This window comes from Brachybacterium halotolerans subsp. kimchii (assembly GCF_020792675.1).
GTDB classification, from domain to species: domain Bacteria; phylum Actinomycetota; class Actinomycetes; order Actinomycetales; family Dermabacteraceae; genus Brachybacterium; species Brachybacterium halotolerans.
This window is the reverse complement of the sequence record NZ_CP086254.1, coordinates 920,571-934,118: the sequence shown is the minus strand read 5'-3', so window position 1 is coordinate 934,118 and position 13,548 is coordinate 920,571. Positions and strand designations below refer to the sequence as shown.

The 13,548-nt window shown below is 72.9% G+C and carries 14 protein-coding genes; 10 read left to right on the top strand and 4 right to left on the bottom strand.

Features of this window, described 5'->3' with window-relative positions; all coding sequences use genetic code 11:
* Positions 1-25 precede the first annotated feature (25 nt).
* A complete protein-coding gene (locus Bra3105_RS04230) occupies positions 26-547 on the bottom strand; it encodes a GNAT family N-acetyltransferase (RefSeq protein WP_228359599.1) in 522 nt (173 codons plus the stop codon).
* Between the two features lie 176 nt (positions 548-723).
* Between Bra3105_RS04230 and gcvT the strand changes: the two genes are divergently transcribed.
* From gcvT to Bra3105_RS04205, 5 genes are all read left to right on the top strand, one after another.
* Complete coding sequence (gcvT, locus tag Bra3105_RS04225) at positions 724-1,848, top strand: glycine cleavage system aminomethyltransferase GcvT (protein ID WP_228358730.1); 1,125 nt, start codon at positions 724-726, stop codon at positions 1,846-1,848.
* A 52-nt stretch (positions 1,849-1,900) separates the two neighbouring features.
* The gene (gene gcvH, locus Bra3105_RS04220) at positions 1,901-2,272 is read left to right on the top strand and encodes a glycine cleavage system protein GcvH (RefSeq protein WP_200501318.1); all 372 of its coding nucleotides are present in this window, start codon (positions 1,901-1,903) and stop codon (positions 2,270-2,272) included.
* 169 nt (positions 2,273-2,441) lie between these two features.
* The gene (gcvP, locus tag Bra3105_RS04215) at positions 2,442-5,465 is read left to right on the top strand and encodes an aminomethyl-transferring glycine dehydrogenase (protein WP_228358729.1); all 3,024 of its coding nucleotides are present in this window, start codon (positions 2,442-2,444) and stop codon (positions 5,463-5,465) included.
* Between the two features lie 108 nt (positions 5,466-5,573).
* Complete coding sequence (locus Bra3105_RS04210) at positions 5,574-6,785, top strand: cobalamin-independent methionine synthase II family protein (RefSeq protein ID WP_200501316.1); 1,212 nt, start codon at positions 5,574-5,576, stop codon at positions 6,783-6,785.
* A 152-nt stretch (positions 6,786-6,937) separates the two neighbouring features.
* Positions 6,938-8,083, top strand: coding sequence for a glycosyltransferase family 4 protein (locus tag Bra3105_RS04205; RefSeq protein WP_228358728.1), 1,146 nt, complete (start codon positions 6,938-6,940; stop codon positions 8,081-8,083).
* Positions 8,084-8,133: 50 nt separating this feature from the next.
* On the opposite strand, the gene Bra3105_RS04200 is transcribed toward Bra3105_RS04205, so the two are convergent.
* On the bottom strand, positions 8,134-8,874 hold the full coding sequence (locus Bra3105_RS04200) for a type 1 glutamine amidotransferase (RefSeq protein WP_228358727.1): 741 nt from the start codon (positions 8,872-8,874) through the stop codon (positions 8,134-8,136).
* Between the two features lie 150 nt (positions 8,875-9,024).
* On the opposite strand from Bra3105_RS04200, the gene Bra3105_RS04195 reads away from it, so the two are divergent.
* The 3 genes from Bra3105_RS04195 to Bra3105_RS04185 all read left to right on the top strand — a co-directional run bounded on the left by Bra3105_RS04195 (position 9,025) and on the right by Bra3105_RS04185 (position 11,622).
* A complete protein-coding gene (locus Bra3105_RS04195; protein ID WP_228358726.1) occupies positions 9,025-9,771 on the top strand; it encodes a gamma-glutamyl-gamma-aminobutyrate hydrolase family protein in 747 nt (248 codons plus the stop codon).
* 32 nt (positions 9,772-9,803) lie between these two features.
* The gene (locus Bra3105_RS04190; protein WP_228358725.1) at positions 9,804-10,040 is read left to right on the top strand and encodes a hypothetical protein; all 237 of its coding nucleotides are present in this window, start codon (positions 9,804-9,806) and stop codon (positions 10,038-10,040) included.
* Positions 10,041-10,221: 181 nt separating this feature from the next.
* Entirely contained in the window at positions 10,222-11,622 is a 1,401-nt protein-coding gene (locus tag Bra3105_RS04185; RefSeq protein WP_228358724.1) for an MFS transporter, read from the top strand.
* Positions 11,623-11,641: 19 nt separating this feature from the next.
* Here the strand turns inward: Bra3105_RS04185 and Bra3105_RS04180 are convergent, their stop codons facing one another.
* Both Bra3105_RS04180 and Bra3105_RS04175 read right to left on the bottom strand, forming a co-directional pair.
* Positions 11,642-12,262 (bottom strand): L-threonylcarbamoyladenylate synthase, encoded by a 621-nt coding sequence (locus tag Bra3105_RS04180; protein WP_228358723.1) that lies wholly within the window; start codon positions 12,260-12,262, stop codon positions 11,642-11,644.
* Positions 12,263-12,318: 56 nt separating this feature from the next.
* Complete coding sequence (locus Bra3105_RS04175; protein ID WP_152353396.1) at positions 12,319-12,684, bottom strand: DUF952 domain-containing protein; 366 nt, start codon at positions 12,682-12,684, stop codon at positions 12,319-12,321.
* A gap of 25 nt (positions 12,685-12,709) precedes the next feature.
* Between Bra3105_RS04175 and Bra3105_RS04170 the strand changes: the two genes are divergently transcribed.
* Positions 12,710-13,063 (top strand): GNAT family N-acetyltransferase, encoded by a 354-nt coding sequence (locus tag Bra3105_RS04170; RefSeq protein WP_228358722.1) that lies wholly within the window; start codon positions 12,710-12,712, stop codon positions 13,061-13,063.
* Complete coding sequence (locus Bra3105_RS04165) at positions 13,060-13,548, top strand: low molecular weight protein-tyrosine-phosphatase (RefSeq protein WP_200501310.1); 489 nt, start codon at positions 13,060-13,062, stop codon at positions 13,546-13,548. The genes Bra3105_RS04170 and Bra3105_RS04165 overlap by 4 nt, the downstream gene beginning before the upstream one ends.

The window sequence follows — 13,548 nt, the reverse complement described above, 5'->3', positions numbered from 1 at the left end:
GCGGACGGCGGGGAGGCCCGGGGCCTCAGCGCCAGGATGCGGGGGCGTGGGGCGGAACGAAGGCGGCGATCTCCTCGGCGCTGGGAAGGGCGGTCTCCAGGGAGCGCTCCATCATCAGCTGCTGGGAGCCGAACTCCTCGAGCCCGCGGCGCACCGTGAAGCCCAGGCGCTGCAGCAGGGACACGCTGCGCTTGTTGCGGGTCTGCGTGACGGCGATGACGTGGTCGTCCTCGAGGTTCTCCTGCGCCCAGGCGAGCAGCTGGCGGCACGAGGCCGCCGCCAGGCCCTGGCCGGTGGCCTCGGGCAGCAGCGCATAGGAGAGCTCGAGCTCACCGCGGTCGTAGTCCAGGGTGATGGACCCGATCATGCGGTCCTCGTCGTCGGCCCGGTCGATCACCCAGTGCCCCCAGCTCAGCCCCAGCGGGGACAGCTCGAGGGCCTGGCGGGACGCGTAGTCGACGGAGCCTCCGAGGTACTCGCGGGTGATCGGATCGGTCATCAGCCGGATCATCTCCGACCGGTCTCCGTCGTGCGGGGCGCGGATCACGACACGCTGCCCGCGGATCGTGATCGGCCATTCCCACGTACCTTCCCGAGTCACCGTGCCAGCCTACCCGTCCCGCCCCGGTACAGTGAGATCCGCGCCGCGATGACGCGGTCGCGAGTCTCCCGGCTCACCCCTCCCACCTGCGAGGGAGAGCCCCGCACGAATCAGGAGAGCAGATGCCCGAGGCCATGGAGCGCACCACCCCGCTGCACGCCGTGCACGAGGAGCTGGGCGCGACGTTCACGGACTTCGCGGGATGGCAGATGCCCGTGCGGTACAGCTCCGATCTGGCCGAGCACAAGGCCGTGCGCGAGCACGCGGGCATCTTCGACCTCAGCCACATGGGGGAGATCGAGCTCGTCGGCCCGGAGGCCGGAGAGGCCCTGGACCGGGCGCTCGCCGGCAAGCTGTCCGGCATCTCGGAGGGTCGTGCGAAGTACTCGCTGATGCTCACCGAGGACGGGGGGATCGTCGACGACCTCATCGTCTACCGCCTGGGGGAGCAGCGCTTCCTCGTGGTCGCCAACGCCTCCAACGCCGACGTCGTCGCCGCGCAGCTGCGCGAGCGCAGCGCGGGGCTCGACGTCCAGGTCGAGGACCGCTCCGCCGACGTCGCCCTCATCGCCGTGCAGGGCCCCGCGAGCGCCGACATCGTCACCCGGGCCCTCGTGGGGGCGCGCACCGGCGTCAACATCCAGGAGATCGCCGAGCTCAAGTACTACCGCGTGCTCGCGGGGACCTTCGAGGGCGAGGAGCTGCTGGTCGCCCGCACCGGGTACACCGGCGAGGACGGCTTCGAGCTCTACGTCCCCTCCTCCCACGCCCGCGCCCTGTGGGACACGGTCGTCGCCGCCGGCGGCGCCGAGCTCACCCCCTGCGGCCTCGCCAGCCGCGACACCCTGCGCCTGGAGGCCGGGATGCCGCTGTACGGCCACGAGCTGGGTCGCGACACCCTCCCCGCCCAGGCGGGCATGGGACGCGTCGTCGCCCTCACCTCGAAGGGCGACTTCGTGGGCCGCGCGGCCATCGAGGCCTCGGACCCCAGCGGGAGGCCCGTGCTCGTGGGCCTGGTCGCCGAGGGCCGACGGGCCGGGCGCGCGGGTGCCCGCGTGCGGGACGCACAGGGCCAGGACCTGGGCGAGATCACGTCCGGCGTGCTCTCCCCGACGCTCGGCCACCCCATCGCCATGGCCTACCTCGACCCGTCGGCCGCCGCCGAGGGCACCGAGGTGATCATCGACGTGCGCGGCAAGGACCTGCCCGCGACCGTCGCCGCCCTGCCCTTCTACCGACGCTCCTGACTGCCGCTCCCGACCCCTGCTCCACCATCGCCCCGTCCCGGAAGGACCGACCATGAGCAACGAACTCCTGTACAGCAAGGACCACGAATGGGTCCGCGTCGACGAGGACGGCATCGCCGTCATCGGCGTCACCGACTTCGCCGCCGGCCAGCTCGGCGACGTCGTCTACGTCGATCTTCCCGAGGTCGGCGCGAGCATCAGCGCCGGCACCGAGATGGGCGAGATCGAGTCCACGAAGTCCGTCTCCGACCTGTTCGCCCCGCTCGACGGCACCGTCACCGAGGCCAACCAGGCCGTCGTCGACTCGCCCGAGCTCGTGAACTCCTCGCCGTTCGAGGACGGATGGCTCATCAAGGCCTCCTTCCTCTCCCTGCCCCCGGACCTCATGAACGAGGCCGAGTACAAGGACTCCGTCGGCGAGTGACCGGGCGGACGGGGACGCATCCGCGCCGCCCCGTCCACCATCGGGCGACGGGCCCCTCGTTCCCTCGGTCCGCCCGTCGGCCTTCCCGGCCGGGACCCTCCCCGTGCAGGGTCCTCCCGCACCGCAGCACCCCTCCCATCCGCGACACCCGATGAGGCGACCCACGTCGATGACCAGCACCGCCAGCCCGTTCCCCCACGACGCCTTCGTCCACCGCCACGTCGGGACGGACCCCGACGCCCAGCGCCGCATGCTCGAGGCCGTCGGCGTCGCCGATCTCGACGCCCTGCTCGAGGCCGCCGTGCCCGGGACGATCCTGCTGGATCCCCGCACCGACGACGCCCTCGGTGACGGTGCGACCGAGACGGAGGTGCTCTCCGAGCTGCGCGGGCTCGCGCGCGCCAACACGGTGCGCACGCCGCTGCTGGGGGAGGGGTACTACGGCACCGTGACCCCCGCGGCCATCCAGCGCAACGTCCTGGAGAACCCCGCCTGGTACACCGCCTACACGCCCTACCAGCCGGAGATCTCCCAGGGCCGCCTCGAGGCGCTGCTGAACTACCAGACCGTGATCGCCGACCTCACCGGCCTGCCGATCGCGAACTCCTCGATGCTCGACGAGGCCACGAGCGCCGCCGAGGCGATGCTGCTGGCGCGCCGCGCGACCCGCGCGAAGGTCGCCCGCTTCGTCATCGACGAGGATGTGTTCACCGCGACCGAGGCCGTGGTCCGCGGCCGCGCCGAGGCCGTGGGCATCGAGCTCGTCAGTGCAGACCTCAAGGACCCGGCCTCCGCGGCCGCGGCCCTCGAGGACGGCGCCTTCGGCGTGCTCGCCCAGTACCCCGCCGCCTCGGGACTGGTGTGGGACCCGCAGCCCCTGGCCGAGGCGGTCCACGCCGCGGGCGGCAAGCTGATCCTCGCGAGCGACCTGCTCGCCCTCACCCTGCTCACCCCGCCCGGGGAGCTCGGCGCGGATGTCGCCATCGGCTCCTCCCAGCGCTTCGGCGTGCCGCTCGGCTTCGGCGGCCCCCACGCCGGGTTCATGTCCGTGGCCAAGGGCCTCGAGCGTCAGCTGCCGGGCCGTCTCGTCGGCGTCTCCCAGGACGCCGAGGGCAATCCTGCGCTGCGCTTGGCCCTGCAGACCCGCGAGCAGCACATCCGCCGCGAGAAGGCCACCAGCAACATCTGCACCGCCCAGGTGCTGCTGGCCGTGATGGCCTCGATGTACGCGGTCCACCACGGGCCCGACGGGCTGCGGCGCATCGCCCGGCAGGTCGCCGCGCGCACCGCGGACCTCGCCTCCGCGCTCTCCCGCAGCGGCTTCCCCCTCGCGCACGACGCCTTCTTCGACACTCTCACCGTCGGCGTCGCCGGCCGCGCCGAGGAGATCGCCGCCGCGCTCGCCGAGACCGGCTACCTCGTGCGCGTCGTCGACGCGGACACCCTGCGCCTGAGCCTCGACGAGACCACCGACGCCGGCGATCTCGAGGCCCTCGTCGGCGTCCTCGACGGCTTCGCCCCCGCGGAGTCCTCGGTCCCCGGCGGGATCGGGGCCGACGGGTCGGGCTCCTCGCAGGCGGTCGACGAGGACGGGCTCCCGGAGATCGGCGCGGGCTGGCCCGCCGAGCTGCACCGCACGAGCGCCTACCTCGCCGACCCGGTGTTCTCCTCCTTCCATTCCGAGACCGCTCTCATGCGCTACCTTCGGCGCCTCTCCGACCAGGACTACGCGCTGGACCGCGGCATGATCCCGCTGGGCTCGTGCACCATGAAGCTCAACGCGGCCGTCGAGATGAGCGCGATCACCTGGCCCGAGTTCGCCGCCGTGCATCCCTTCGCCCCGCGCGAGGACGTCGAGGGGTACCTCGAGCTCATCGACTCCCTCGAGCGCTTCCTCGCCGACATCACGGGCTACGACACCGTGTCCCTGCAGCCGAACGCCGGCTCCCAGGGCGAGTACGCGGGTCTGCTCGCGATCCGCGCCTATCACCTCTCGCGCGGCGACTCCGAGCGCACCGTGTGCCTCGTGCCCGCGAGCGCCCACGGCACCAACGCGGCCTCCGCGGTCCTCGCGGGTCTGCGGGTCGTGGTCGTGGCCTCGGACGCCGAGGGCAACGTGGAGGTCGACGACCTCCAGCAGAAGATCAAGGACCACGGCGACGAGCTCGCCGCGATCATGATCACCTACCCCTCCACCCACGGCGTCTACGAGCAGCAGGTGCGCACCGTCTGCGAGCTCGTGCACGACGCGGGAGGACAGGTCTACGTCGACGGCGCGAACATGAACGCCATGGTCGAGGTCGCCCGCCCCGGTGAGTTCGGCGGCGACGTCTCCCATCTGAACCTCCACAAGACCTTCTGCATCCCCCACGGGGGAGGCGGCCCGGGCGTCGGCCCCGTCGCGGCCAAGGCGCACCTCGCGCCGTTCCTGCCGGGCCATCCGCTCATGCAGAACCCCGAGCACTACGTGGCCGGGCACCCCGCGACCGTCCACGGCGGCGCGCCGGTCTCCCAGGCCCCCTACGGCTCGCCCTCGATCCTGCCGATCCCGTGGGCGTACATCCGCCTGATGGGCGGGGCGGGTCTGCGGCACGCCACGGCCTCCGCGGTGCTCGCCGCGAACTACGTCGCCGCGCGCCTGAAGGACGTCTTCGACATCCTCTACCGCGGGGAGAACGGCCTCGTCGCCCACGAGTGCATCCTGGACCTGCGCCCCTTCACCGCGCGCACCGGGATCACCGTCGACGACGTCGCCAAGCGCCTCATCGACTACGGCTTCCACGCGCCCACCATGTCCTTCCCCGTGGCGGGGACGCTCATGGTCGAGCCCACCGAGTCCGAGGACCTTCCGGAGCTGGACCGCTTCGTCGACGCGATGCTGATGATCGCCGAGGAGGCCGAGCAGGTCGCCTCCGGCGCCTGGCCGAAGGACGACAACCCGCTGGTGAACGCGCCGCACACCGCGCAGTCGATCGCCCGGGACGACTGGGCGCACCCCTACTCGCGGGAGATCGCCGTCTACCCGGGCGTGCACGCCTCGCGGGAGGACATCGCGCAGAGTCGTCGCCACGACAGCGTGCAGATGCGGATCGCCGCGAAGTACTGGCCGCCGGTGCGCCGCGTCGACCAGGCCTACGGCGACCGCAACCTCGTGTGCACCTGCCAGAGCCCCGAGGCCTACGCGGAGTCCTGAGGCGCCGCGGTCCCGCGATCCCACGTCCGACGTCGGCCGTCGGCGGCCGCATGAACCTGCGTGTCATCCGGTTTCGGCCGAGGGCGCGGGCACCCGTAGCCTGCGGTCATGACCGAGATCCTCACCTCCCACGCCGGCTCCCTCCCGCGCACGCCCGAGCTCATCGAGGCCAATGCGCGGCGCGAGGTCGCCGATGACGGCGTCACGCCGATCATCACCGACGAGTTCCGTCAGATCCTCGCCTCCGCGGTCGACGACATCGTCGCGCGCCAGCAGCGCGTGGGCATCTCCGTGCCCAACGACGGCGAGTACGGCCACGCCATGGGATCGGCCTACAACTACGGCACCTGGTGGAGCTACATCTTCGACCGCGTGAGCGGACTGCAGATCACGGGAGTGGACCACCGCAGCCAGGAGCCCGTGCGCTCCGCGCCCGGCGACGTGCGCCTGACCTCCTTCGCGGACCGCCGCGACTGGGTGCGCTTCGCCGACGCCTACGCCGACCCGGCCTCCGGGATCTCGCTCGGCGAGCAGCACGTGTTCCCCGCGGCGACCGGCGAGGTCGCCTTCACCGAGCTCGGACGCGAGCTGGTCGCCCAGGACGCCGCGAACCTGCGCGAGGCGCTCGGCGCGCACGGCATCGAGCAGGGATTCCTCAACACCCTCTCGCCCGGATCGGGCAGCCGCATCCAGGACGACCACTACGGCGACGTCGACGCCTTCCTCGACGCCTGGGTCGAGGTCATGCGCCCCGAGTACCGCGCCATCGCCGACGCCGGGCTGCTGTTGCAGATCGACGACCCCTCGATCGCCGAGAACTTCGACCAGATCAACCCCGAGCCCACCGTCGAGGACTACCTCGCCTTCACCCGCAAGCGCGTCGACGCGGTCAACCGCGCCCTCGAGGGCATCCCCGCCGAGCAGGTCCGCTTCCACCTGTGCTGGGGCTCCTGGCACGGGCCCCACACCACCGACCTCGAGTTCGCGCACCTCGCGCCCACGATGCTCGAGATCAACGCCAAGTACTTCAGCTTCGAGGCCGCGAACGTGCGCCATGAGCACGAGTGGACCGTGTGGGAGGACCTCGAGCTGCCCGCGGACAAGGTCATCGTCCCCGGCATCGTCTCCCACTCCACCAACGTGGTCGAGCACCCCGAGCTGGTCGCCCAGCGCATCGAGCGCTTCGCGAAGCTCGTCGGCCCCGAGCGCGTGATCGCCTCGACCGACTGCGGGCTGGGCGGGCGCATCCACCCGGACATCGCCTGGGCCAAGCTCGACTCCCTCGTGCAGGGCGCCGCGATCGCCTCCGCGAGGCTCTGAGGGCCGCCCGACCCGGTTCGCCCGATCACGCTGTCCGGTCTGCACCGACCCGGTCCGGACCGGTCCGATCCTCGGTCGACGTTCGCATGAACGTCGCCGACACGTCACGCCGGCGTGTCCTGCGGTATCCCACTGCGGGACACGCTGAGGGCGTGAGGATACTCGTGATCGCCGAGACGTTCCTGCCGCACATGAGCGGCGTGACCGGCTCCGTCCTGCACATGGCCGACCAGCTGACAGCCCGCGGGGACGACGTCTCCGTGATCGCGCCCCACCACGCGGGCGCCCCGGATTCCCTGACCACCGCCTGCGGCGCGAGGGTGCCCATCCACGAGGTGCCGTCCCTGCCGCTCCCGGGCTATCCCGGGATCCGTGTGGCGACCGTGAGCGCGACCTCCCTGCGACGCACCATCGCCGCCCACGCGCCCGACGTCGTCCATCTCGCCTCCCCGATCGTGCTGGGTGGGCGCGCCGTGATCGCCGCCCGCCAGCTGGACCTGCCCGTGGTCGCCGTCTACCAGACCGACGTGCCCGGCTTCGCCGCCGCCTACGGACTGCCCTTCCTCGAGAACGCCTGCTGGCAGATCCTGCGCGACCTCCACCAGCGCGCGACCCTGACCCTCGCCCCGTCGACCGCCTCGCGTGATCTGCTCGCCGCCCACCAGATCCCGCGCATCCGGCTCTGGGGCCGGGGCGTGGACACCGAGCAGTTCCGTCCGACGGCCCGCTCCCGGGCACTCCGCGCAGAGCTCGCGGATCCCACGGAGAGGGTCGTCGCCTACGTGGGGCGCCTGGCGCCCGAGAAGCAGGTGCGCGACCTGCGCGTCATCCATGACATGCCCGGGGTGCGCCTGGTGATCGTGGGTGACGGGCCCGAGCGCGCCGAGCTCGAGCAGGCCATGCCGCGCGCCCGCTTCGTGGGATTCCGCCGCCGCGCCGACCTGGCCGCCCATCTCGCGAGCGCCGACCTGTTCATCCACCCCGGCGAGCACGAGACCTTCTGCCAGACGATCCAGGAGGCGATGGCCTCGGGCCTGCCCGCCATCGCCCCGCGCGCCGGCGGGCCGATCGACCTCATCGACCCCAGCCGCACGGGCTGGCTGTACGCGCCCGGCGACCTCGTCGAGCTGCGTGCCCGCACCGCCGACCTGCTGTTCGACGACGCCAAGCGCGAGGCCATGGGCCGCGCCGCGCTCGAGTCCGTGCGGGAGCGCTCCTGGAGCGCGCTCGCCGACCAGCTGCGCGGCCACTACGAGCAGGCCATCCTCGCCAACGCCGGAGTGCTCGCCCTGGGCTGAGCGCGCGGTGCCGGGCTCCCGAGGTCCAGCGCCCGCGCCGCAGCGCGGCGTCAGTCGCCGCGGACGATGCGGGCGAAGGCCGCGAGCAGCGCCCGCCAGCTCGCGCGCGGCCCCTGCGCCTCGTCGACGGCCGCCGCGGCCTGCGCGGGCGTCACGCCCTCGGGCAGCAGGTCGCTCGTCTCCGCCCAGCGGCCCACGACCTCGGGCGTCACCTCAGGGTGGAACTGCACGCCCCACGCGAGGTCCTCGGTGACGAAGGCCTGGACGGCGCCGTCGGTCCCGGAGGCGAGCAGCCGGGAAGCAGGCGGCAGCGCGGTGATCTGATCCTGGTGCCACTGCAGGACCCGCGGGTCGTCGCCGAGCGCGGCGATCAGCGGATCATCCCTGCCCTCGGCCGTCGGCACGACGGGCAGGATCCCGACCTCCGCGACCGCGCGCCGACCCATGGCGCCCTCGAGGGCGAGGGCGAGCTGCTGCGCACCCAGGCATATGCCCAGGGTGGGCACGCGGCGGTCGCGCGCGGTGCGCACGAGCGCTCGCACCGCCGGGAACCAGGGATGGCCGGCGTCGTCGTCGGCGTCCATGCCGCCGCCGAGCACCACGAGACCCTCGACGCCGCGCAGATCGTCCGGCACCTGATCGCCGCGGTGCGCGCGCACGAGGCGCAGGGTCACGCCCTCGGCCTCGAGCACCTCGGCGAGCACTGCGGGAGGGCAGTCCGTCTCGTGCTCGATGACGAGCACCTCGGGCCGGTCCAGGACGGAGGAGGGATCCGGATGGTCGGGCGTCATGGGGGATTCCTACCAGAGCCCGTCACATTCGGCCATACACGTGGACCGGGCGCCGCGCGGGGGAGTGATATGGACTCCGTCGGCCCGACCGGGGCCGGCGCCACAGCATCGGGATCGCCGGACTCCGGCATCGGACAGGAAGGACCTCTCATGGCCGAGCGCACTCGTCGCCCGCTCATCGGCGTGACCGCTGGGACGTCCCGCCTGATGTCCGGCGCCTGGGAGGGCCACGAGGCGGTGGTGCTCACCGAGCACTACGTCGAGGCGATCCGCCGTGCCCGCGCGCGGCCCGTGATCCTCGCCCCGCAGGACGCGTGGACCGACGAGGAGCTCGCCGAGCTCGACGGCATCGTCCTCAGCGGCGGCGCCGACCTCGACCCCGCGCTGTACGGCGCCGAGGTCCGTGACACCGACATGACCCCCGCCCCGGAGCGCGACGCCTTCGAGACCGCGCTCTACCAGTCGGCCCGGCGCGTGGGCCTGCCGGTCCTGGGCATCTGCCGCGGTCTGCAGATCATCACGGTCGCCGAGGGCGGGGACCTCCACCAGCACCTTCCCGCGGACCTCCCGCAGCACCCCGTGACCGGGGAGCGCCCCACCCGCGTCGAGGTCGAGGTGGATGCGGCGAGCGACACGGCGCTCGCCGTCGGCACCCGCCCCGAGGTCACCGCGTTCCACCATCAGGGCGTGCGCACCGTGGGCGAGGGCCTGCGCGCCGTCGCCCACCACGCGAGCGGGCTCCCGCTCGCCCTCGAGGCGACCGGCGGATCGCCGGTGCTGGCCGTCCAGTGGCACCCCGAGCTCGACCGCGAGGGCGACGGGCTGTTCGAGGCGCTCGTCACCGCGATCGGCAGCGTGCCCGCATGCGCGGACGGGGCCCGTGCTGGTCTAGGATGAGGGACGTCCCCGCCGTACCCCCTGGAGGAATGATGAGCTCCGCCACCGACCCGCACACGCAGCAGCCCAGCGAGGAGGCCAGCACGCCCTCCGCCCACAACCCCGTGGTGACGTGGGTGCTGTTCATCGTCGTGTTCGGCCTGTTCATCGCTGGCCTGTGGGTCATGAGCCTCTACACGATCGCGTGGTTCCTCTTCGTGATCGGGCTGCTCATGTGCATCCTCTCCCTGTTCCTCGCCTTCCAGGCGATACCCGCGCTGCTGCGCTGAGTCCGCAGCCGCGCCACCGCTGACCGCGCGCGGCGCCCGCCGCAGGGCCATGGCCCGCCGCAGGGCCCCGCACCGCGCCGACGGGCCCCGCTCTCCGCCGTCGGAGAGCGGGGCCCGTCCTCGTCCCGCCCGTCTTCGCCCCCTCGCCTCGTCCCGCCCCCGCACCGATCCGGAAACCTGGGTGACCGTGACCTCGTCCCGCTCCTCGCGCCAGACCCGCCCGCCCCGTGCACCCGTCGCCGCCGACGCCCGCCGCGCGCGCTGGGCCGTCTCGCTGATCTTCTTCCTCAACGGGGCGTCGTTCTGCGCGATCCTCCCGCGCTACCCGCAGCTCGTGGAGTCCATCGGACTGTCCAACGGGTCCTTCGGCCTGGCCGTGGGCCTGGGGCCGATCGGCGGGCTCGCCGCCGGGCTGCTGGCGGCCCCGCTCATGGCCCGTTTCGGCTCGGCGAGGGTGTCGGTCGCCTTCCAGGTCGTCGCGAGCACCGTCCACCTGCTCGTCTACACCTCGGCGACCTGGCTGTGGCTCGCGGCCGCGCTGTTCCTCGCGGCCGCGAGCGACTCGATCACCGACGTGTCGATGAACGCCCACGGCATGCGCGTCGAGCGCCGGTACCGGCGCTCGATCCTCAACAGCTATCACGGCTGGTGGTCGCTCGGCGCCGTCACCGGCGGCATCCTCGGATCGGTCTGCGCGCAGCTCGAGGTGCCGCTGTGGATCCAGGGCCTCGTGGGCCTCGTGCTCTTCGGGTCACTCGCCCTGGGCAGCAGGCGCTTCCTCCTCACCGGCCACGACTCCACCGAACGGCGGCCCGCGGCCCTCGAGGCGGGGCTCGCCGCCCCGTCGGCCGCTTCCGCCGCGGCCCCTGCGGCGGCGACGGAGGAGGCACTTGTCGGGGAGACGGCCGACGCGACGTCGGGCGCAGCTGGGACGTCGGGCGATGACGCGACGGCGGGAACCGGCGCGACGACGGCCGGCGGGGTGACGCGCGCGAGCACCCTGCGCGGGCTGCTGCTGATCGCGGCGCTGGGACTCGTGCTCGTGTTCGCGGGAGCGACCGAGGACGCCGGCAACACCTGGGGCGCCCTGTTCATGCGCGACACCTTCGCGGCGACGCCGTTCCTCGCGGGCCTCGCCTTCGTCGCCCTGCAGGGCGCGCAGACCGTCGGCCGCTTCCTCGGCGACGGCGTCGTGGACCGCCTCGGCGACCGCCTCACCGCGCGGATCGGCGCGCTACTCAGCGGCGCGGGCATGGCGATGGCGCTCATCTTCCCGCATCCGGCGACGGCGCTGATCGGCTTCGCGTGCGCCGGCTGGGGGATCGCGACCCTATTCCCGGCGGCCTTCCGCGCGGCCGACGAGATGGAGGGGGTCCCGCACGGACTCGGCATCACCGTCGTCGGCTGGTTCGCCCGCATCGGCTTCTTCGTGACGCCGCCGATCGTCGGCGCCCTCGCCGACGCGCTCACCCTGCGCTTCGCGCTGTGGCTCGTGCCGCTCTACGCGCTCGGGATCCTCGTGTTCTCCGGAGTGCTCTCCGCCCGCCCGGCCCCGACGACGGAGGCCGAGGCGCAGTCCTGAGACGTCCGCGGTGCGCGGTTCACTGCAGGAGCGAGAGGTCCCCCGCACCCTCGCGACGGATCTCGGCGACGTCACCGGTGAGGTCGATGACGCTCGTGGGCTCGGTGCCCACGTCCCCGGAGTCGATGATCACGTCGAGCTGATGGTCCAGCGCCTGCTGGACCTGCCAGCCCTGCGACGGCGGGGTCTCCTCGCCGGGCAGCAGCAGCGTCGAGGAGACGATCGGCTCGCCGAGGGCCTCCACGAGCGCCCGGTCCACGCGGCTGTCGGGGATGCGCACCCCCACGGTCTTCTTCTTGGGGTGGGCCATCCTGCGGGGCACCTCCTTGGTGGCCCGCAGGATGAACGTGTAGGGCCCCGGCGTCAGGTTCTTGACCAGGCGGAAGGTCGGGTTGGAGACCAGCACGAACTGCGAGAGCTGCGCGAAGTCCGAGCACACGAGCGTGAAGTCGTGATCGGAGCCGACCTGCCGGATGCGGCGGATGCGCTCGAGTCCCTCGTGCGCCTCGAGGGCGCAGCCCAGGGCGTAGCAGGAGTCGGTGGGGTAGGCGATCAGCCCGCCGTCGCGCAGCACGCGCACCGTCTGCTCGATCAGGCGCGGCTGCGGGTCCACGGGATGGATGTCGAGATATCGGGCCATGCCCGATGCTACGTCCGGCGGGGGACGACGAGGGAGTGCCCTCTCGCGCGCCACGCTCAGGCGACGACCACGAACTCCCGACCCAGCCACTTGGTGCGGCGCAGGCGGACCACCGCGCTGATCGGCACGGGGCCGCGGATGTGCGGATAGGAGCGGCCGGTGCCGCGGGAGTCCTCCTCCACGTCCACGGCGATGCCCGCGGCCTCCACGCGCTGCACGTCGATCTCGAGGATCACCAGGTCCGTCGGCCGATCCGGGTAGACGCGCTTGGCGACCATCGAGATCTGCTCGGGCCAGGAGGCGTGGATGAAGCCGACCTCGGCGAGGCTGCGGCCGCGGGTGGAGCACGTGTAGCGCCCGGTGGGCACCGCCGCGTCCCAGGAGGAGCGTTCGGTGATGTGCCAGATCAGGGGCGCGGGCATGACCGGCAGTGTACCGTGATGCCCCATGGGAGCACGGGGACGGATCGTCGAGGGACTGCGCATCGCGCACGCGGCGGACCGGGAGAGATTCGAGGCGCTGCTGGACGACCGCCTGGTGGGTGTCCTCCAGTACGGCCCGGGCAGCGCCGAGGGTGTGCGGGACCTGCGCTCGACCGTCGTCTCCCCGGAGCACGGGGGCCAGGGCATCGGCACCGCCCTCGTGCGGGAGGCTCTCACCGAGACCGCCGAGGAGGGCCTGGACGTCGAGGCGACCTGCTGGTTCGCCCGCGGTTACCTCGAGCGGCACCCCGAAGGGACCCGGTCGACGCAGCGTCCCACCGATGAGGCCGGCCGCGAGCCGGGGGAGGGCGACGCGTGACCTTCAGGATCATCACCGTGTGCACCGGCAACATCTGCCGCTCGCCGATGGCCGAGTACATGCTGCGCGGCGCCTTCGAGGACGAGGGTCTGGCCGACCAGGTCGAGGTCTCCTCCGCGGGCACCACGAGCTGGGAGACCGGCGAACCCATCGATCCTCGGGCCGGGGCGAAGCTGCGCGAGCTCGGATTCGACCCCTCCGGCCACCGGGCGCGCCAGGTCACCCCGGAGGAGCTGCGGGACGTGGACCTGGTGCTGGCCCTGGACCACGATCACGTCGGGCCGCTCGAGCGGATCGGCGGGCGCGGCGTCTCCGATCGCCTGCACATGCTGCGCGAGTTCGATCCCGAGGCCCCGGATGACCTGGGCATCCGCGACCCCTGGTACGGCGACAGCAGCGACTTCGAGGACACCGCGCGCAAGATCGAGGCCGCCTCCCGGGGCATCGTCGAGCACGTGCGCGGGCACCTCCCGGGCCGCGGCTGA

Bases quoted from the DNA above. Each gene is read 5' to 3' on its own strand.
- gcvT (WP_228358730.1), top strand. From the start codon at position 724: ATGCCCGAGGCCATGGAGCGCACCACCCCGCTGCACGCCGTGCACGAG.
- gcvH (WP_200501318.1), top strand. From the start codon at position 1,901: ATGAGCAACGAACTCCTGTACAGCAAGGACCACGAATGGGTCCGCGTC.
- gcvP (WP_228358729.1), top strand. From the start codon at position 2,442: ATGACCAGCACCGCCAGCCCGTTCCCCCACGACGCCTTCGTCCACCGC.
- Bra3105_RS04210 (WP_200501316.1), top strand. From the start codon at position 5,574: ATGACCGAGATCCTCACCTCCCACGCCGGCTCCCTCCCGCGCACGCCC.
- Bra3105_RS04200 (WP_228358727.1), bottom strand. From the start codon at position 8,874: ATGACGCCCGACCATCCGGATCCCTCCTCCGTCCTGGACCGGCCCGAG.
- Bra3105_RS04195 (WP_228358726.1), top strand. From the start codon at position 9,025: ATGGCCGAGCGCACTCGTCGCCCGCTCATCGGCGTGACCGCTGGGACG.
- Bra3105_RS04190 (WP_228358725.1), top strand. From the start codon at position 9,804: ATGAGCTCCGCCACCGACCCGCACACGCAGCAGCCCAGCGAGGAGGCC.
- Bra3105_RS04180 (WP_228358723.1), bottom strand. From the start codon at position 12,262: ATGGCCCGATATCTCGACATCCATCCCGTGGACCCGCAGCCGCGCCTG.
- Bra3105_RS04175 (WP_152353396.1), bottom strand. From the start codon at position 12,684: ATGCCCGCGCCCCTGATCTGGCACATCACCGAACGCTCCTCCTGGGAC.
- Bra3105_RS04170 (WP_228358722.1), top strand. From the start codon at position 12,710: ATGGGAGCACGGGGACGGATCGTCGAGGGACTGCGCATCGCGCACGCG.